16 protein-coding genes and 1 pseudogene are annotated in these 18,297 nt (G+C 62.6%); 9 read left to right on the top strand and 8 right to left on the bottom strand.

All coding sequences use genetic code 11. The features are described from left to right. Window positions 1-42: 42 nt before the first annotated feature. Complete coding sequence (gene mreB, locus QRN70_RS11425) at window positions 43-1,080, bottom strand: rod shape-determining protein MreB (protein ID WP_002555108.1); 1,038 nt, start codon at window positions 1,078-1,080, stop codon at window positions 43-45. A gap of 211 nt (window positions 1,081-1,291) precedes the next feature. Between mreB and gatC the strand changes: the two genes are divergently transcribed. The 6 genes from gatC to QRN70_RS11455 all read left to right on the top strand — a co-directional run bounded on the left by gatC (window position 1,292) and on the right by QRN70_RS11455 (window position 6,526). Then, window positions 1,292-1,579, top strand: coding sequence for an Asp-tRNA(Asn)/Glu-tRNA(Gln) amidotransferase subunit GatC (gene gatC, locus QRN70_RS11430; protein WP_019691880.1), 288 nt, complete (start codon window positions 1,292-1,294; stop codon window positions 1,577-1,579). 16 nt (window positions 1,580-1,595) lie between these two features. Then, window positions 1,596-3,047: an Asp-tRNA(Asn)/Glu-tRNA(Gln) amidotransferase subunit GatA gene (gene gatA / locus QRN70_RS11435; RefSeq protein ID WP_285417762.1), complete on the top strand. Its 1,452-nt coding sequence runs from the start codon at window positions 1,596-1,598 to the stop codon at window positions 3,045-3,047. 10 nt (window positions 3,048-3,057) lie between these two features. Continuing rightward, window positions 3,058-4,503: an Asp-tRNA(Asn)/Glu-tRNA(Gln) amidotransferase subunit GatB gene (gene gatB / locus QRN70_RS11440; RefSeq protein WP_285417764.1), complete on the top strand. Its 1,446-nt coding sequence runs from the start codon at window positions 3,058-3,060 to the stop codon at window positions 4,501-4,503. Window positions 4,504-4,667: 164 nt separating this feature from the next. Then, window positions 4,668-5,042: a septal ring lytic transglycosylase RlpA family protein gene (locus tag QRN70_RS11445; protein WP_285417766.1), complete on the top strand. Its 375-nt coding sequence runs from the start codon at window positions 4,668-4,670 to the stop codon at window positions 5,040-5,042. A gap of 45 nt (window positions 5,043-5,087) precedes the next feature. Continuing rightward, on the top strand, window positions 5,088-6,149 hold the full coding sequence (locus QRN70_RS11450) for a calcium/sodium antiporter (protein ID WP_285418081.1): 1,062 nt from the start codon (window positions 5,088-5,090) through the stop codon (window positions 6,147-6,149). 41 nt (window positions 6,150-6,190) lie between these two features. Continuing rightward, window positions 6,191-6,526: a carboxymuconolactone decarboxylase family protein gene (locus QRN70_RS11455; protein WP_502941573.1), complete on the top strand. Its 336-nt coding sequence runs from the start codon at window positions 6,191-6,193 to the stop codon at window positions 6,524-6,526. 109 nt (window positions 6,527-6,635) lie between these two features. On the opposite strand, the gene QRN70_RS11460 is transcribed toward QRN70_RS11455, so the two are convergent. The 5 genes and pseudogenes from QRN70_RS11460 to kdgD all read right to left on the bottom strand — a co-directional run bounded on the left by QRN70_RS11460 (window position 6,636) and on the right by kdgD (window position 13,382). Further along, entirely contained in the window at window positions 6,636-7,577 is a 942-nt protein-coding gene (locus tag QRN70_RS11460) for an AEC family transporter (protein WP_285417768.1), read from the bottom strand. Window positions 7,578-7,863: 286 nt separating this feature from the next. Next, entirely contained in the window at window positions 7,864-9,417 is a 1,554-nt protein-coding gene (gene garD, locus QRN70_RS11465) for a galactarate dehydratase (RefSeq protein ID WP_285417770.1), read from the bottom strand. Between the two features lie 11 nt (window positions 9,418-9,428). Then, a pseudogene (locus QRN70_RS11470) lies at window positions 9,429-10,805 on the bottom strand (MFS transporter); the annotation flags it as partial. A 146-nt stretch (window positions 10,806-10,951) separates the two neighbouring features. Beyond that, on the bottom strand, window positions 10,952-12,397 hold the full coding sequence (locus tag QRN70_RS11475) for an aldehyde dehydrogenase family protein (RefSeq protein ID WP_285417773.1): 1,446 nt from the start codon (window positions 12,395-12,397) through the stop codon (window positions 10,952-10,954). Window positions 12,398-12,470: 73 nt separating this feature from the next. Next, the gene (kdgD, locus tag QRN70_RS11480) at window positions 12,471-13,382 is read right to left on the bottom strand and encodes a 5-dehydro-4-deoxyglucarate dehydratase (protein ID WP_285417775.1); all 912 of its coding nucleotides are present in this window, start codon (window positions 13,380-13,382) and stop codon (window positions 12,471-12,473) included. Between the two features lie 232 nt (window positions 13,383-13,614). Here kdgD and QRN70_RS11485 point away from each other — a divergent pair, with 232 nt between their 5' ends. The 3 genes from QRN70_RS11485 to QRN70_RS11495 all read left to right on the top strand — a co-directional run bounded on the left by QRN70_RS11485 (window position 13,615) and on the right by QRN70_RS11495 (window position 15,650). Then, complete coding sequence (locus tag QRN70_RS11485; protein WP_285417776.1) at window positions 13,615-14,919, top strand: phospholipase; 1,305 nt, start codon at window positions 13,615-13,617, stop codon at window positions 14,917-14,919. Between the two features lie 11 nt (window positions 14,920-14,930). Further along, on the top strand, window positions 14,931-15,122 hold the full coding sequence (locus tag QRN70_RS11490; RefSeq protein ID WP_285417777.1) for a hypothetical protein: 192 nt from the start codon (window positions 14,931-14,933) through the stop codon (window positions 15,120-15,122). 153 nt (window positions 15,123-15,275) lie between these two features. Continuing rightward, complete coding sequence (locus QRN70_RS11495; protein ID WP_285417778.1) at window positions 15,276-15,650, top strand: hypothetical protein; 375 nt, start codon at window positions 15,276-15,278, stop codon at window positions 15,648-15,650. Between the two features lie 3 nt (window positions 15,651-15,653). Here the strand turns inward: QRN70_RS11495 and QRN70_RS11500 are convergent, their stop codons facing one another. Further along, on the bottom strand, window positions 15,654-16,400 hold the full coding sequence (locus QRN70_RS11500) for a FadR/GntR family transcriptional regulator (RefSeq protein ID WP_285417780.1): 747 nt from the start codon (window positions 16,398-16,400) through the stop codon (window positions 15,654-15,656). 148 nt (window positions 16,401-16,548) lie between these two features. Continuing rightward, window positions 16,549-18,276: an ABC transporter ATP-binding protein/permease gene (locus QRN70_RS11505; protein WP_285417782.1), complete on the bottom strand. Its 1,728-nt coding sequence runs from the start codon at window positions 18,274-18,276 to the stop codon at window positions 16,549-16,551. Window positions 18,277-18,297: the final 21 nt, after the last annotated feature.

Here is an 18,297-nt window from a genome sequence, read left to right on the forward strand (position 1 = left end):
AAGTGCTGCCTGCGCGCTCACCCACGTATTGCACTCGGCGACTTATTCGCTCGAGAGCAGGTCCATGGTGTGTTTATCCATCATTTCCAATGCACGGCCACCGCCGCGAGCAACGCAAGTCAGCGGATCTTCGGCGACGATCACCGGCAGACCGGTTTCCTGGGCCAGCAGCTTGTCGAGGTCACGCAGCAGCGCACCACCACCGGTCAGCACCAGGCCACGTTCGGCGATGTCGGAAGCCAGTTCCGGCGGCGATTGCTCCAGGGCGCTTTTCACTGCCTGAACGATCGTGGCCAGGGACTCTTGCAGAGCTTCCAGCACTTCGTTGGAGTTCAGGGTGAATGCACGTGGCACGCCTTCGGCCAGGTTGCGGCCGCGCACGTCGACTTCGCGAACTTCGCCGCCCGGGTAGGCGGTACCGATTTCCTGTTTGATGCGCTCGGCGGTGGACTCGCCGATCAGGCTGCCGTAGTTGCGGCGCACGTAGGTGATGATCGCTTCGTCGAAACGGTCGCCGCCAACGCGTACGGATTCGGCATAGACCACGCCGTTCAGGGAGATCAGGGCGATTTCAGTGGTACCACCACCGATATCCACGACCATCGAGCCGCGCGCTTCTTCGACCGGCAGGCCGGCACCGATCGCAGCGGCCATCGGCTCTTCGATCAGGAACACTTCACGGGCACCGGCACCGAGGGCCGATTCACGGATGGCGCGACGCTCGACCTGGGTGGACTTGCATGGAACGCAGATCAGCACACGAGGGCTGGGCTGCAGGAAGCTGTTTTCGTGAACCTTGTTGATAAAGTACTGCAGCATCTTTTCGCAGACGCTGAAGTCAGCGATCACGCCGTCCTTCATCGGACGAATGGCGGCAATGTTGCCCGGCGTACGGCCGAGCATGCGCTTGGCCTCGGTGCCGACAGCGACGACACTTTTCTGGTTACCGTGTGTCCGAATGGCCACAACCGATGGCTCATTCAGGACGATACCGCGCTCGCGCACGTAAATAAGGGTGTTGGCAGTGCCCAGGTCAATGGAAAGATCGCTGGAAAACATGCCACGCAGTTTCTTGAACATGGGAAAGGGACCCTAGGCAACGCGTGGGTAAAAAAGTGCGGCAAACTCTAACAACGACAGGGATTTTGGGCAAGGCGCCAATATGTTAAATTGGCCGCTTTTCTGTGCACCAAGCCCCACAATCGCGGCCTTATGACCGTAGAAGTGCGGTAGTGTTCCGACAATCTAACACACGGACGCGGTCCGTCCTGTTTTCCACTGGAGAATCCCGATGGCGCTAGAACGCTCCGACGTGGAAAAAATCGCTCATCTGGCCAGCCTTGGCCTCAATGACGCCGATCTTCCACACATCACTTCGGCCCTCAACAGCATTCTCGGGCTGGTCGACGAAATGCAGGCTGTAAATACCGACGGTATCGAGCCGCTGGCCCACCCGCTGGAAGCCAGTCAGCGCCTGCGCGCCGACGTCGTGACCGAAAGCAATCATCGCGAGGCCTATCAGTCCATCGCACCAGCGGTCGAAAACGGCCTGTATCTGGTTCCGAAAGTCATCGACTAAAGGGAAAGAGCCTGCAATGCATCAAATGACTCTGGCCGAGATCGCCCGCGGTCTCGCCGACAAGAAGTTTTCCTCCGAAGAGCTGACCAAAGTCCTGCTGACGCGCATTACCCAGCTCGATCCGCAGCTCAACAGCTTCATCAGCCTTACCGAAGAGCTGGCCCTCGAGCAGGCGAAAGCCGCCGACGCGCGCCGTGCCAACGGTGAAAGCGGCGCCCTGCTCGGCGCGCCGATCGCCCACAAGGACCTGTTCTGCACCCAGGGCATCCGCACCAGCTGCGGCTCGAAGATGCTCGACAATTTCAAGGCCCCGTACGACGCCACCGTCGTCGCGAAACTGGCTGCCGCCGGCGCCGTGACCCTGGGCAAGACCAACATGGACGAATTCGCCATGGGTTCGGCCAACGAGTCGAGCTGGTATGGCGCGGTGAAAAACCCGTGGAACCTGGAACACGTGCCGGGCGGTTCGTCCGGTGGTTCGGCTGCCGCGGTAGCCGCTCGTCTGTTGCCGGCCGCGACGGCCACCGACACCGGCGGCTCGATCCGTCAGCCGGCGGCGTTCACCAACCTCACCGGCCTGAAACCGACCTACGGTCGCGTTTCGCGCTGGGGCATGATCGCTTACGCCTCCAGCCTCGACCAGGGTGGCCCGCTGGCCCGCACTGCCGAAGACTGCGCGATTTTGCTGCAAGGCATGGCCGGGTTCGATCCGAACGACTCCACCAGCATCGATGAGCCGGTGCCGGACTACGCCGCCGGCCTCAACGGCTCGCTGCAGGGCCTGCGCATCGGCGTGCCGAAGGAATACTTCGGTGCCGGCCTCGACCCGCGCATTGCCGAGCTGATCCACAACAGCGTGCAGGAGCTGCAGAAGCTCGGCGCGGTGATCAAGGAAATCAGCCTGCCAAACATGCAGCACGCGATTCCGGCGTACTACGTGATCGCCCCGGCGGAAGCCTCGTCGAACCTGTCGCGCTTCGACGGCGTGCGTTTCGGCCATCGCTGTGCGGATCCGAAGAACCTCGAAGACCTGTACAAGCGCTCCCGTGGCGAAGGCTTCGGCGCCGAAGTGCAGCGCCGGATCATGGTCGGTGCCTACGCGCTGTCCGCCGGCTACTACGACGCCTACTACCTCAAAGCGCAGAAGATCCGGCGCCTGGTGAAGAACGACTTCATGGCGGCCTTCAATGAGGTCGACATCATCCTCGGCCCGACCACGCCGAACCCGGCGTGGAAACTCGGCGCCAAGAACAGCGACCCGGTCGCTGCCTACCTGGAAGACGTCTACACCATCACCGCCAACCTCGCCGGCCTGCCGGGCCTGTCGATGCCGGCCGGTTTCGTCGACGGTCTGCCGGTTGGCGTACAGCTGCTCGCGCCGTACTTCCAGGAAGGCCGTTTGCTCAATGTTGCGCACCAGTATCAGTTGAACACTGACTGGCACACTCGCACCCCAACCGGCTTCTGAGGAGACACACATGCAATGGGAAGTCGTGATCGGGCTGGAGATTCACACTCAGCTCACTACCCGGTCGAAAATCTTTTCCGGTAGTTCCACCCAGTTCGGCTCCGAGCCGAACACCCAGGCCAGCCTGATCGACCTGGGCATGCCCGGCGTGTTGCCGGTGCTCAACCAGGAAGCGGTGCGCATGGCGGTGATGTTCGGTCTGGCGATTGACGCCGAGATCGGCCAGCACAACGTGTTCGCGCGGAAAAACTACTTCTACCCGGACCTGCCGAAGGGTTACCAGATCAGCCAGATGGAATTGCCGATCGTCGGCAAGGGCCACCTGGACATCGCCCTGGAAGACGGCACGGTCAAACGCGTCGGCATCACCCGCGCGCACCTGGAAGAAGACGCCGGCAAGAGCCTGCACGAAGAATTCAGCGGTGCCACCGGCATCGACCTGAACCGGGCCGGCACGCCGCTGCTGGAAATCGTTTCCGAGCCGGACATGCGCAGCGCCAAGGAAGCCGTGGCCTACGTCAAGGCGATCCACGCGCTGGTGCGTTACCTGGGCATCTGCGACGGCAACATGGCCGAGGGCTCGCTGCGTTGCGACTGCAACGTGTCGATCCGGCCGAAAGGCCAGGCCGAGTTCGGCACGCGCTGCGAGATCAAGAACGTCAACTCGTTCCGCTTCATCGAGAAGGCGATCAACTCCGAGATCCAGCGCCAGATCGACCTGATCGAAGACGGCGGCAAAGTCGTCCAGCAGACTCGTCTGTACGATCCGAACAAGGATGAAACCCGGCCGATGCGCTCCAAGGAGGAAGCCAACGACTACCGTTACTTCCCCGACCCGGACCTGCTGCCTGTGGTCATCGAAGACACGTTCCTCAATGACGTGCGCGCTACCCTGCCGGAACTGCCACCGCAGAAGCGCGAGCGTTTCCAGAGCCAGTTCGGTCTGTCGGCCTACGACGCCAACGTGCTGGCCACCAGTCGTGAGCAGGCGGATTACTTCGAGAAAGTCGCGAGCATTGGCGGCGACGCCAAGCTGGCGGCGAACTGGGTGATGGTCGAGTTGGGCAGCCTGCTCAACAAGCAGAACCTGGACATCGAGGATTCGCCGGTTTCCGCCGAGCAACTGGGCGGCATGCTGCTGCGCATCAAGGACAACACCATCTCCGGCAAGATCGCCAAAGTGGTGTTCGAAGCGATGGCCAACGGCGAAGGCAGCGCGGACGAGATCATCGACAAGCGCGGCCTCAAGCAAGTCACCGACACCGGCGCGATCTCGGCGGTACTGGATGAAATGCTCGCGGCCAACGCCGAGCAGGTCGAGCAATACCGTGCCGCGGATGAAGCCAAGCGCGGCAAGATGTTCGGTTTCTTCGTCGGCCAGGCCATGAAAGCCTCCAAGGGCAAGGCCAACCCGCAGCAAGTGAACGAACTGCTGAAAAGCAAGCTCGAAGGCTGACCACAATGGAGCCAGATCCAAAGCCTGGCTCCATTCCCTGTGGGAGTGGCGATTCGGCGCTCCGACTTGCCCGCGAAGGCATCGTGACATTCAACATTAATGCTGAATGTGACGGCCTCTTCGCGAGCAAGCTCGCTCCCACATTGTTATTTGGGAACTTTCGAATGAAACGTCTGCTCGGCGCCTGCGCCCTGCTCTCGCTACTGGCCGGTTGCGCCAGCACCGATGTCATCGACCCGCACGGTTACGACCAGACCGGCGTCGCCTCCTATTACGGAGCCAAACACCATGGTAAACGCACCGCCAGCGGCGAAGCGTTCAACCAGCATTCCCTGACCGCCGCCCACCGCCAGTTGCCCTTCGGCACCCGGGTGAAGATCACCAACCTGAAAAACGATGAATCCGTCGTGGTTCGCATCAACGACCGCGGGCCGCACACCCGTGGGCGCCTGATCGATGTCTCGCGGGCGGCGGCCGAGCAGCTCGGCATGCTGCGCAGCGGGACCGCACGGGTGCGCGTGCAGGCCCTCGACGACTGACGGAGCGCGACCATTTTTGGCCTGAACGATTTACCCCTGATCAGCCTGATCGAATTGCTCAGCGGCCTGATCCTGCTGATCCTCGGCGCCGAACTGATGGTGCGCGGCGCCGTGCGCCTGGCGGCGCGCCTGCATGTACGGCCGCTGATTATCGGCCTGACCGTGGTCGCCTTCGGCAGCAGCGCGCCGCAAATGGCCGTCAGCCTGCAAGCCGCGCAAGCGCACACGCCGGACATCGCTGTCGGCAGCGTGATCGGCAGCAGCATTTTCAACATCCTGGTGACCCTCGGCCTGTCGGCGCTGATCATTCCGCTGCGGGTTTCACGGCAACTGGTGCGCCTCGACATTCCGCTGATGATCGGCGCCAGCCTGCTGGTCTTCGTGTTCGCCTGGAACGAGGAAATCAGCCGTTTCGACGGCGTCCTGCTGCTCGCCGCCCTGGGTCTGTATCTGGGCCTGTTGCTGCGCCAGTCACGGCATTCGACGCGTCCGCATTCCGAACAGGCGCAGGACCCACGGGCGCCGTGGGCCAGCAATCTGCTGATGATCGTCGTCGGCCTGGCGCTGCTGGTGTTCGCCGGCCATCTGCTGCTGGGCGCCGCCGTGGTGGTGGCGACGGACCTGGGCTTCTCCGAACGGGTGATCGGCCTGACCGTGGTTGCGGTCGGCACCTCGCTGCCGGAACTGGCCACCTCGCTGATCGCCGCCGTGCGCGGACAACGCGACATCGCCGTGGGCAACGTGATCGGCGCCAACCTGTTCAACCTGCTCGGCGTGCTGGGCGTCACCGCGCTGATCGCGCCGACGCCGCTGTCGGTGTCGCCGAACGCGCTGGATTTCGATCTGCCGGTGATGCTCGGCGTCGCCGCCCTGTGCCTGCCGGTGTTCTATTCCGGCTACCGCGTGACCCGCGCCGAAGGTCTGTTGCTGCTCGGCCTGTACCTGGCCTACGGCCTGCACGTGGTGTCGTTTACCACGGGGATGCCGCTGGCCGGCAAGCTCGAACGGCTGATGCTGTTTTATGTGCTGCCGACGCTGCTGGCGTTGCTGTTGTTCACGTCCGTACGCGCCTGGCGCCGCCAACACCACAAGAGGGATGTACCGTGACCGATGCGAAGAAAACCGGGGTCGAGATCCGCCGTCAGGTAATGGGCGATGCATTCGTTGATCGCGCCTTGGGCAACGCCAGCGAATTCACCCAGCCGTTGCAGGACTTCGTCAACGAGCACGCCTGGGGCGGCGTGTGGAACCGCGAAGGCTTGCCGCTGAAGACCCGCAGCCTGATTACCCTCGCCGCACTGACTGCGCTCAAATGCCCGCAAGAGTTGAAGGGCCACGTGCGCGGCGCGCTGAACAACGGCTGCACGGTCGAGGAGATCCGTGAAGCACTGCTGCACTGCGCGGTGTACGCCGGCGTGCCGGCGGCCATCGATGCGTTTCGCGCGGCACAGGAAGTGATCGACAGCTACCAAAAGCCTGAGTGACTGAACTGACGCCTTCGCGAGCAAGCTCGCTCCCACATTTGAAATGCGCTGCAATGTGGGAGCGAGCCTGCTCGCGAAGAGGCCTGTTCAGCCACTGAAAATCGCTCAGTCAGATCCACCCGCCCCACTGCAACAGAAAGATCCCGACGTTGGTGGTCACCGCCGCCATCAGCGTCGTCAGTACGATGATCGCTGCCGCCAGTTCATGGTTGCCCTGCGCCGCGCGCGCCATGACAAAACTGGCGGCGGCGGTCGGGCTGCCGAAGTACAGGAACAGAATCCCCAGTTCCGCGCCGCGAAACCCGCACAACCACGCCCCGAAGGTTGCCAGCACCGGCAGACCGATCATCTTCACCAGACTGGAACTGAGCGCCATGCTGCCGCTCTTGCGCAGGGCCGCCAGCGACAGCGTGCCGCCGATGCAGATCAGTGCCAGCGGCAGCGTGGTCTGTGCCAGGTACTGGCCGGACGTTTCCAGCCACCCCGGCAAACCGATCTTGAACCAGGCAAACGGCGCCGCCGCGATCACGCTGATGATCAGCGGATTGCTGAACACGCTTTTGCAGATGCTCCATGGATCGGACTTGATCACCGGGCTGTACACCGCCAGGACGATGGTCGACAGGGTGTTGTAGAACAGGATCACCAGCGCCGCGAGAATCGCCCCGAGGGAGATCCCGTAGTCGCCATACATGCTCGCGGCCAGCGCCAGGCCGATCACGCCGTTGTTGCCGCGAAACGCGCCCTGGGTGTAGATGCCGCGATCTTCGCGCGGGCAACGAACAATCGCCCAGCCCCAGGCCACGGCAAAACTGACCAGGGTGGCGACGGCAAAGTAGATCAGCAGCGCCGGTTGCAGCGCAGCGTGCAGGTCGGCGTGCAGGATGCCGAGAAACAGCAGCGCCGGCATGGTGACGTTGAACACCAGCGACGAGGCCGTGTGGATGAAGTTGTCGTTGATCCAGTCGATGCGCTTGAGCAGCACCCCGAGAAACAGCATGGCAAACACCGGCGCGGTGATGTTCAGGGTTTCGAGGAAGATTGCCAGCATGCCGGGGAGCCTTGGAGATGAGCGTCGTCAGGGGACTAATGATAAGCCACCTGATCCTTCGGCGCCTGTCCCATCGCCTTCGCGAGCAGGCTCGCTCCCACAGGGATCTCTGGTGTGCACACAATGTGTGCAACAAAGCAGACTCCTGTGGGAGCGAGCCTGCTCGCGAAGATGTGTGGTAACGATCATTTGTGGCGAGGGAGCTTGCTCCCGCTGGGTCGCGAAGCGGCCCCGAAAGATGGGACTGCTACGCAGTCCAGCGGGAGCAGGCTCCCTCGCCACAGTCTTAGGTAATCGGCGCCGGATTGAACAGGGTAATGTCGTTATGCAGCTTGTGCTTCTCCGCCCAGGTCTGCTGTTTGCCGCTGGCGACATCCAGGTAATAGTGGAATAGCTCCCAACCCAGCTCCTCGATGGTCGCGCGGCCAGTGGCAATCCGTCCTGCGTCGATATCAATCAAATCCGGCCAGCGCTGCGCCAGTTCGGTACGGGTCGAGACCTTGACCACCGGCGCCATCGCCAGGCCGTACGGTGTGCCGCGGCCGGTGGTGAACACGTGCAGGTTCATCCCCGCCGCCAGTTGCAAGGTGCCGCAGACAAAGTCGCTGGCCGGCGTCGCACAGAAGATCAGGCCTTTCTGCTTGAAACGTTCACCCGGGCCGAGCACGCCGTTGATTGCGCTGCTGCCGGACTTGACGATCGAGCCCAGGGATTTCTCGACAATGTTCGACAACCCGCCCTTCTTGTTGCCCGGCGTGGTGTTGGCGCTGCGATCCGCCTCGCCCTTGGCCAGGTAGCGGTCGTACCAGTCCATCTCGCGCACCAGTTCCTCGGCGACGGTTTTGCTCTGGGCCCGGGAGGTCAGCAGGTAAATCGCGTCACGCACTTCGGTGACTTCGGAAAACATCACCGTCGCCCCCGCGCGCAGCAGCAGATCTGAGGCATACCCCAGCGCCGGGTTTGCGGTGATACCGGAAAACGCATCGCTGCCGCCGCACTGCATGCCGAGGATCAGCTCCGACGCCGGCACGGTTTCGCGACGGCGCTGATCGAGTTTCTTCAAGCGGATTTCCGCCAGCTCCATGATCTGCTCGATCATCTCGGTGAAACCGTGACTGGAGTCCTGCAAGCGATACAGCCACGGCTCGCTGAGATCCACCGAGGCATCGTCCTCGTGCATCACCTGCCCGGCCTGCAGTTTTTCGCAGCCGAGGCTGATCACCAGTGCCTCGCCACCCAGGTTCGGGTTGCGCGCCAGATTGCGCACGGTGCGGATCGGAATGTAGGCATCGGTGGCGGTGATCGCCACGCCGCAGCCGTAGCTGTGGGTCAACGCCACCACGTCATCGACGTTCGGGTACTTCGGCAACAGCTCCTCCTTGATCCGCTTTACCGCGTGATCCAGCACCCCGGTGACGCATTGCACGGTCGTGGTGATGCCGAGGATGTTGCGCGTGCCGACAGTGCCGTCGGCGTTGCGGTAACCCTCGAAGGTGAACCCCTCCAGCGGCGCTTGCGCGGCCGGCACGGCGGTGGCCAGCGGCAGGCTGTCCAGCGGCGGCGCGGTCGGCATGCGCAGTTGATCTTCCTTGACCCAACTGCCGCGGGGAATCGGCTGCAACGCGTAGCCGATGGTCTGGCCGTAGCGGATCACCTCGCCGCCCTCGGGAATGTCCTCGAGGGTGACCTTGTGGCTCTGCGGCACGAAATCCACGGTGACCAGGCCGTCGGCGAACGCGGTGCCCGCCGGCACGCCCTGGTCGTTGACCACAATCACTACATTGTCCCGCTCGTGCAGGCGGATGTAGCGCGGCGAGTCGGAATGTTCAATCAACTGCATGACGCCGCTCCTCAGGAATGCGCTTGAGACAATTTGCCGGTGATTTCAGAACCACCGTGGGTTGGCGGCTCTTTGAGCACCACACGCTTGATCGGGCCGACGATCACCAGGTAGCTGAACACCGCCACCAGCGCGTTGGCGCCGACGAACACCAGCGCCCACTTGAACGAACCGGTGGAGCTGATGATGTAGCCAATCACGATCGGCGTGGTGATCGAAGCGATGTTGCCGAAAGTATTGAACAGGCCCCCGCTCAGGCCGGCGATCTGTTTCGGCGAGGTGTCGGAAACCACGGCCCAGCCCAGCGCGCCCACGCCTTTGCCGAAGAACGCCAGGGCCATGAAGCCGACCACCATCCATTCCACGTCCACATAGTTGCAGGCGACGATGCTGCTGGATACCAGCAGGCCGGCAATGATCGGGGCCTTGCGGGCGAAGGTCAGCGAGTGCCCCTTGCGCAGCAGGTAATCGGAAATCACCCCGCCGAGCACACCACCGATGAAACCGCAGATCGCCGGTAGCGAGGCAATGAAACCGGCCTTGAGAATGGTCATGCCGCGCTCCTGCACCAGGTACACCGGGAACCAGGTCAGGAAGAAATAGGTGATGCCGTTGATGCAGTACTGACCCAGGTACACGCCGAGCATCATGCGGTTGGTCAGCAGCTGGCGAATGTAGTCCCACTTCGGACCGTCGGCCTTCTTGCCTTGCTTCTGGTCCATGTCGACCATGCCGCCGTTGTCGGCGATGAATTGCACTTCCGCCTCGTTGGCCATCGGATGCTGGCGCGGGCTGTGGATAACCTTGAGCCAGACCAGCGAGAAGACGATGCCGAGAATGCCCATGACGATGAACACGTGCTCCCAGCCGAAGGTGAACACGATCCAGCCCATCAGCGGAGCGAACAGCACGGTGGCGAAGTATTGCGCCGAGTTGAAAATCGCCGATGCAGTGCCGCGTTCAGCCGTGGGGAACCAGGCTGCGACGATGCGTGCGTTGCCGGGGAACGACGGCGCTTCGGCCAGGCCCACCAGGAAGCGCAGCATGAACAACGCAACGATGGCCGTGGACATGCCGAACTCACCGACGAAGCCTTGCAGCACGGTGAACAGCGACCAGGTGAAGATGCTCAGGGCATAGACTTTTTTCGAACCGAAGCGATCGAGCAGCCAGCCACCGGGAATCTGCCCGGCAACGTAGGCCCAACCGAAGGCGGAGAAGATATAACCGAGGGTGACGGCGTCGATCCCGAGGTCTTTTTGCAGGCTGGAACCGGCGATGGCGATGGTCGCGCGGTCGGCGTAGTTGATCGTGGTCACCAGAAACAGCATGAGCAGGATCAAATAGCGGACGTGAGTCGGCTTGGACGATTGCATGTAGATGTACTCCCACTGATTATTTTTATGCGCGGGTGAATCTTCTTTGGTCTGTCTTTCGTGGGAGCTGGCTTGCCAGCGATGGCATCACCGCGGTACGACGACCTATCGCGTCGTCCGCATCGCTGGCAAGCCAGCTCCCACAGGTATTGCGTGTATCAGGAACCGATGTAGGCGGTTTTCACCACGGTGTAGAACTCTTGCGCATAGCGGCCTTGCTCACGTGAGCCATAGGATGAACCCTTACGGCCACCGAACGGAACGTGATAATCGACGCCGGCGGTCGGCAGGTTGACCATGACCATCCCGGCCTGGGAATGCCGCTTGAAGTGGTTGGCGTACTTCAGCGACGTGGTGGCGATCCCCGCTGACAGACCGAATTCGGTGTCATTGGCCATGGCCAGCGCAGCGTCGTAATCGGCGACGCGGACGATGTTCGCCACCGGGCCGAAGATCTCTTCGCGGCTGATGCGCATCGACGCTTCGCTGTCGGCAAACAGCGTCGGCGCGAGGAAGTAGCCCTCGGTGTCGCAGGTCACCAGCCCCCCGCCGCTGACCAGGCGGGCACCTTCGGACTGGCCGATGTCGATGTATTTCATATCCTGTTCGAGCTGCGCCTGGGACACCACCGGGCCGATATCGGTGCCGGCCTTCAGCGCGTGACCGACCTTGATCGACTGCATGCGCTCGGCCATCGCCGCGACGAATTTGTCGTGAATGCCGGCGGTGACGATCAGGCGGCTGGACGCGGTGCAACGCTGCCCGGTGGAGTAGAACGCGCTCTGTACCGACAGCTCGACCGCTTGCTTGAGGTCGGCGTCGTCGAGAATGATCTGCGGGTTCTTGCCGCCCATTTCCAGCTGCACCTTGGCCTGGCGCGACACGCAACTGACCGCGATCTGCCGGCCGACGCCGACCGAACCGGTGAAACTGATACCGTCGACTTTCGGGCTGTTGACCAGTGCTTCGCCCACCACCCGACCGCTGCCCATCACCAGGTTGAACACGCCGGCCGGGAAGCCTGCGCGGGAAATGATTTCGGCCAGGGCCCAGGCGCAGCCCGGGACCAGATCCGCCGGTTTCAGTACCACGCAGTTGCCGTAGGCCAGGGCCGGGGCGATTTTCCACGACGGAATGGCAATCGGGAAATTCCATGGAGTGATCAGGCCGACGACGCCCAGGGCTTCGCGGGTGACTTCAACGTTGACGCCGGGGCGCACCGACGGCACGTAATCGCCGGACAGACGCAGGCATTCACCGGCGAAGAACTTGAAGATGTTGCCGGCGCGCGTCACCTCACCGATGGCTTCCGGCAGGGTCTTGCCCTCTTCCCGGGCCAGCAGCGTGCCGAGTTCCTCGCGACGGGCGAGGATTTCCGTACCGACTTTATCCAGTGCGTCGTGACGGGCCTGGATGCCCGACGTCGACCAGGCCGGGAACGCGGCGCGCGCGGCGTCGATGGCGGCGTTGACCTGCGCCAGGTCAGCCTTGGCGTAGTCGCCGATGGTGTCGCTGAGTTCGGACGGGTTGATGTTGGCCGAGTAATCGGCGCCGGCGACCCATTCGCCATTGATGTAGTTGTCGTAACGCTGTGCATTGGCCACAGGACTGCCCTCGAAAACTGGAAGACTTCACGCAAAAAGCCGCTGATCGCTCAGCGGCCTCGGCAGGAACGGGTTATTGCGCGCCTTGCTTGTCGATCAGCGCGGCGAGCATTTCGTATTCTTCAGCGGTCAGGTCGGTCAGCGGTGCCCGTACCGGGCCGGCGTCATAGCCGGCGATCTTGGCGCCTGCCTTGACGATGCTCACGGCGTAACCGGCCTTGCGATTGCGGATGTCGAGGTACGGCAGGAAGAAATCGTCGATGATCTTGCCGACGGTGGCGTGATCTTCACGGGCAATCGCGTGGTAGAAGTCCATCGCGGTTTTCGGGATGAAGTTGAACACCGCCGAGGAGTACACCGGCACGCCCAGGGCCTTGTAGGCCGCCGCATAGACTTCAGCGGTCGGCAGGCCGCCGAGGTAGCTGAAGCGATCGCCGAGGCGACGACGGATCGACACCATCAGCTCGATATCGCCCAGACCATCCTTGTAGCCGATCAGGTTCGGGCAGCGCTCGGCCAGGCGTTCCAGCAGCGGCGCGTTGAGGCGGCAGACGTTGCGGTTGTAGACCACCACACCGATATTCACCGATTTGCACACGGCCTCGACGTGGGCGGCAACGCCGTCCTGGCTGGCTTCGGTCAGGTAGTGCGGCAGCAGCAACAGGCCTTTGGCACCCAGGCGTTCGGCTTCCTGCGCGTATTCGATGGCCTGGCGGGTCGAACCACCGACACCGGCGAGGATCGGCACGCTGCTGGCGCAGGTGTCGACGGCGGTCTTGATGATTTCCGAATATTCGCTGGCAGCGAGGGAGAAGAACTCACCGGTGCCACCGGCGGCGAACAGCGCCGAAGCACCGTACGGGGCCAGCCACTCCAGGCGCTTGATGTAGCCGGCGCGGTGGAAATCGCCCTGGGCATTGAAATCGGTGACCGGGAAGGACAGCAGGCCGGCGGAAAGGATGGACTTCAGTTCTTGTGGATTCATTATTCGAACACCCTGGGTAGCAATATTGTGAGTAGACCGTTCAGCGCTCGCTGAAGTTGTAGGTCATCGTACAACTTAAAAGACAACCGTCAACTGCATTTCATCGTTGGCTGGCACTTTTTGTCGGACAAGATTCTTTCTTGACGTAGGAAATTTCTGGTCTAGGCTCGCTTTAACTGTATATGCATACAGTTAAATAAAAATCGACCGACGACATATCAAGGAGAAAGAAATGTCCGGACTGCCTGCAAAACCCCAGGAAAAACCCAAGCCGCACGTCGCCCGTTTTGATGACCTGTTCACCCGCAACGGTATTGCCTTCAGCAGCGCCAACCCGCAGTTGTTGCTGCACATCGCCGACTCGCACAGCGATGTCGCACCGCTCGCTGCTCTCCCCGGCACCGCCCTCAAAGGCAAGCCGCAACTGCGCTTCGAAGGGGCCGAACACACGGCGATCGGCGACGCCACACTGCTGCGTTTCGTCGCCAACGCCGCGCCAGTCCTCGCCCAGAACGCAGCGTTGCACCTGCCCAACGGCCTGGCCCTGACCTACGGCCAGGTGCTGGCGCTGGGGGGCGACTTCTACGGCGTGGTGGATCGGCCGATCAATGAAGGCGCGACACCGGCCGAGCGCCTGCAACGGTTCCAGGCCGCGTTCGATTCCCTTGCGGTATTGCCGGCGGCGAAGGCCGAAGCGCCGCAGATCCTTGCGGTCATGCAAAAGGAGATCGACGCCGTCCGGCAGGCGATCAAGGACGGCAGACCAGCGCATGAAGCCTATGACGCACTGGGAGATACGTTGTCCGAGGAGTGGAACACCCTCACCGGAGGCGGCAGTTTCGTTTCGGCGCTGTTCCCGCTCGGGCGCTACCTGAAACTGGCGGCAAACAACGCCGACCATTTTGCCGAGTGGGCCAGGCTGGCGTACATCGCCGGGCACACCGCTGCGCTGCAAACCGCGGCCGCCGCCGGCGCCACAGAGGATCAGCAACAACTGGAGCGCGCCTACGCGATGAACGCGTTCGCCGATCACTACCTCACCGACCTGTTTTCCTCCGGCCACCTGCGGGTGCCGCGCAAGGCCATGGCGGCGGTCGTAACCCCGAGTGACCTGGGCTCGCTGCTCACCCGTTTCATGCACGACGAGGACAGCCGCTTCGGCCTCAAGGTGCGCAATGTGCAGGGCGAGCAATGGCGTGCGTACGGTGACAAGCGCTATTTCGAAAGCAGCGATGCCGACAATCGCCGTCTGGTCAATCAAGCGGTGCAGGCCTCGGCGGACGAAGTGTTCGCCGCCTACCTCAGCGGCAACGTACCCGCGCCAACGACGTTTGCCGCCCTGCAGCGGTTGCCGGATCTGACTGCCGTGCTGGACTCGGGCAGCAACTTCTCGCCGCTGTTCCGCGTCGAGGGCGGCAAGGTGTTGCGCCGCAAGGACGTCAACAACCTCAATGACAGCGCCACCGTCGACGACTGGTGGGGCTGGAGCACTTATCTGCTGCTCAAGGACTACCACCCGACCGGCAACGTCAACTGAGGACAGCCACCATGACCATCACATTGAAATTGCAACTGGCCTCGGGCCAATCACTGCAGGGCGCGCCGCTGCAACTGCTGGCCAACGGCGTGGCGATCGCTCGGGCGACCGTCGATGAACAGGGCTACGCGACGTTCGATGCCAAACCCGCTCATAGCCAACTGGCAGTAAGAGTGGATCGCTCGATATTGCAGGACAACTGACACACCCCTGTAGGCGCTGTCGTCAATGACGGCAGCGACCTCGGGGGCTCGAAAACTCTGGAAATGAACATTTCCGGCAGAGCGCCGCAAACGCTTTTACTGTGCACAACCGCCGTGAACGGATCACGGCTCAACTCGCACGGAGAGCGACACATGACCTTTGCCCCACCTACCCTCGCGCACGGCCCCGATCACCCGCCGGCAAGCGCCACCGTCAGCCTTGCCAGCCTCGGCGACGATCTGATTCTCAAGGTGCCCGACGCCCCTGACACCCCGGCGAACTGGGACGTCTACCCGATCCTCGGCAGCGACCCCGACGAGCCGGAGTGGCGCGGCCTGGCGGAGCCGACCGGGGTATGGAATGACCTGCTCGACGACATGGTCAGTCTGACCGCCATTGAGCTGAGCATCCCCAGGGAAGCGCTGGAAAAGTACCTGAACCGCAGCGTGGAGCTGCGCTACAAGTTCGCCGATGAATCCAGCCTGGAGCCCTGTTCCGAACCCCTGCTGCTGACGGTCGAGGCCTGATCTTCAGCCCTGCGCCTGAGCCTCTTCGTGGGCCTGGCGCAGGCGTTCGCGGCTGTTGGTCAGGTGCAGGCGCATGGCCGCGCGAGCGGCATCGGCGTCCTGACGGGCGATTGCATCGTAGATTTCTTCGTGCTCGCGGCTGAGGCGATTCATGTAGTGCTGTTGGTCATCATGGGCCAGGCGCGCGGAATTCAGTCGGGTACGCGGAATGATGCTGGTGCCCAGGTGGGTCATGATGTCGGTGAAATAGCGGTTGCCGGTGGCCAGGGCGATGTGCAGGTGAAACTGGAAGTCCGAGGCCACCGCATCGCTGGCATGGGCAACGCTTTCGTTCAGCGCATCGAGGGCGGCGCGCATCGCCGCCAGTTGCTCGGCGCTGCGCCGTTGCGCGGCGAGGCCGGCGGATTCGACCTCCAGGCTGATGCGGAACTCGAGGATCGCCAGTACGTCACGCAGGGTGACCACGGTCGCCGGATCGATCCGAAAACCGCTCGGGCTTGGCGTGTCGAGGACAAACGTGCCGATGCCGTGACGGGTTTCCACCTGGCCGGCGGCTTGCAGACGGGAGATCGCCTCGCGCACCACCGTGCGGCTGACGCCCTGGGCGTCCATGATCGCCGACTCGGTGGGCAACTTGTCGCCACGCTTGAGCAAGCCGTCGCGGATCTGCTCGGTCAGCACCGTCACCAGTTCCTGGGCCAGGCTGCGGCGCTTGCGAGGGAGGCGCGGAGTGTCGATCGGGTTTTCCATGGTCTGCATCTTGTCTCGAAAATTCGGCTTGATGGGCATCATAGCGCAAGCGGGTTGTACGATCACTGGCCGGCAGACTCCTGCGGGTGCTGCCGTGGTCTGCAAACGGCGCAGAGCAACGGCAGTGCCAGCAGGCGGTTTGCGCGGGTCAGGCCGTCACGGTCTGCTCGACCAGGTGCCCGTTGTCGATCCGTACATGGCGCGGATGGAAGCGCTTGAGGCTGCTGCGATGGCCGACGCTGACGATGCTCAGGCCGGGCAACTGATCGATCAGCGCCTGGTACAGCGTCGCTTCGTCTTCTTCGTCCATCGCCGAGGTGGCCTCGTCCATGTACAGCCATTGCGGCGCGTACAGCAGCGCCCGGGCGAAGGCCAATCGCTGCTGCTCACCCGGCGAGAGCATGCGCTGCCAGTGGTTGGCCTCGTCCAGCCGCGCCACCAGATGCGGCAGGCGACAGGTTTCCAGCACTTGCGCATAACGTTCCGGCGCGTAGACGTCAGCCGGCTGTGGATAACTCAAGGCTTCGCGCAAGGTGCCAATCGGCAGGTAGGGCTTCTGCGGCAGGAACAGATAGCGTGCCGCCGGCAAGCGGATGTTGCCGTGGCCCGCCGGCCACAGGTGCCCCATCGCCCGCAGCAACGTCGACTTGCCGCTGCCGGAGCGGCCGCTGAGCATCACCCGCTCACCGGCCTCGACGGTCATGTCGGCGCTGGTCAGCAGATGACGGCCATCGGCCAGATCCAGACCCAGGTCGTGCACGTGCAACTCGCTGCCCTGATTCTGCACATCGATGGCCGGTTTGCGCTGTTCATTGTCGGCCATGGCCTGACGGAAACTCAGCAGACGATCACAGGTGGCGCGCCAGGAAGCGAGGCTCTGGTAGGCACTGATGAACCAGCTGAAGCTTTCCTGGACATTGCCGAATGCCGAGCTGATCTGCATCAGCTCACCCAGCTCGATCTTGCCGGCCAGATAACGCGGCGAGGCGACGATGAACGGGAAGATAATGGCGGCCTGGCTGTAACCGGCGGTGAAGAATGTCAGGCGCTTGGACACTTTCATGATGTCCCAGAAGTTATGCCAGACATTGCCGAAGCGCGCGCTCAGGCGGCGATTTTCGTTCGGCTCGCCGTTGTACAAGGCGATGCTCTCGGCGTTCTCGCGAATCCGCACCATGGAAAAACGCAGGTCGGCTTCGAAGCGTTGTTGTTGGTTGTTGAGGCCGATCAGACGACGACCGATCAAATGCGTCAGCCAACTGCCCACCACCGCGTAAACCAGCACACACCAGAACATGTAGCCGGGAATGGTGATGCCGTAGACTTCGATGCTGCCCGACACGCCCCACAGAATGATCGAGAACGACACCAGGCTGACGATATTGCGCAGCAGGCCGATCCCCAGTTCGAGGGTGTTGGAGGTGAAGTTGTTGAGGTCTTCGGAAATCCGCTGGTCCGGGTTATCGGTGTAGCCGCCCTGCTCCAGCTGGTAGTAATTCTTGTCGGCGAGCCAACGGGAAAAGTGCTTTTCGGTGAGCCAGGCCCGCCAGCGGATCGTCAGCATCTGGGTCAGGTAGAGCCGATACACCGCACCGACGATCGCCACCGCGGCAATCGCGCAGAAATACAGGATCAGTTGCCAGAACGCCGCTTCATCTTTCTTCTGCAGCGCGTTGTAGAAATCCTTGTACCAGGTGTTGAACCACACGGAGATGCCCACGCTGAGCAACGAGAGCGCGATCACGGCAATCAGCAGCGTCCAGGCCTTGACCTTCTCTTCACTGCGCCAATAAGGCGTGATGATCGCCCACACTTTGCGAAAAAACTGCCCGCGCACAGCATCGTTGACCGCGGAATATTCAGCGTTCTGATTCATGGATAAGGCTCGATAAAGAAA

Source organism: Pseudomonas sp. efr-133-TYG-5 (assembly GCF_030209175.1).
Lineage (GTDB): Bacteria > Pseudomonadota > Gammaproteobacteria > Pseudomonadales > Pseudomonadaceae > Aquipseudomonas.

What these genes read in the sequence shown, in the direction of transcription:
- QRN70_RS11490 (WP_285417777.1), top strand. Translation starts at nt 14,931, where the DNA reads ATGACCATCACATTGAAATTGCAACTGGCCTCGGGCCAATCACTGCAG.
- gatB (WP_285417764.1), top strand. Translation starts at nt 3,058, where the DNA reads ATGCAATGGGAAGTCGTGATCGGGCTGGAGATTCACACTCAGCTCACT.
- QRN70_RS11485 (WP_285417776.1), top strand. Translation starts at nt 13,615, where the DNA reads ATGTCCGGACTGCCTGCAAAACCCCAGGAAAAACCCAAGCCGCACGTC.
- QRN70_RS11505 (WP_285417782.1), bottom strand. Translation starts at nt 18,276, where the DNA reads ATGAATCAGAACGCTGAATATTCCGCGGTCAACGATGCTGTGCGCGGG.
- mreB (WP_002555108.1), bottom strand. Translation starts at nt 1,080, where the DNA reads ATGTTCAAGAAACTGCGTGGCATGTTTTCCAGCGATCTTTCCATTGAC.
- QRN70_RS11495 (WP_285417778.1), top strand. Translation starts at nt 15,276, where the DNA reads ATGACCTTTGCCCCACCTACCCTCGCGCACGGCCCCGATCACCCGCCG.
- gatC (WP_019691880.1), top strand. Translation starts at nt 1,292, where the DNA reads ATGGCGCTAGAACGCTCCGACGTGGAAAAAATCGCTCATCTGGCCAGC.
- QRN70_RS11455 (WP_502941573.1), top strand. Translation starts at nt 6,191, where the DNA reads ATGGGCGATGCATTCGTTGATCGCGCCTTGGGCAACGCCAGCGAATTC.
- kdgD (WP_285417775.1), bottom strand. Translation starts at nt 13,382, where the DNA reads ATGAATCCACAAGAACTGAAGTCCATCCTTTCCGCCGGCCTGCTGTCC.
- garD (WP_285417770.1), bottom strand. Translation starts at nt 9,417, where the DNA reads ATGCAGTTGATTGAACATTCCGACTCGCCGCGCTACATCCGCCTGCAC.
- QRN70_RS11460 (WP_285417768.1), bottom strand. Translation starts at nt 7,577, where the DNA reads ATGCTGGCAATCTTCCTCGAAACCCTGAACATCACCGCGCCGGTGTTT.
- QRN70_RS11445 (WP_285417766.1), top strand. Translation starts at nt 4,668, where the DNA reads ATGAAACGTCTGCTCGGCGCCTGCGCCCTGCTCTCGCTACTGGCCGGT.
- QRN70_RS11500 (WP_285417780.1), bottom strand. Translation starts at nt 16,400, where the DNA reads ATGGAAAACCCGATCGACACTCCGCGCCTCCCTCGCAAGCGCCGCAGC.
- gatA (WP_285417762.1), top strand. Translation starts at nt 1,596, where the DNA reads ATGCATCAAATGACTCTGGCCGAGATCGCCCGCGGTCTCGCCGACAAG.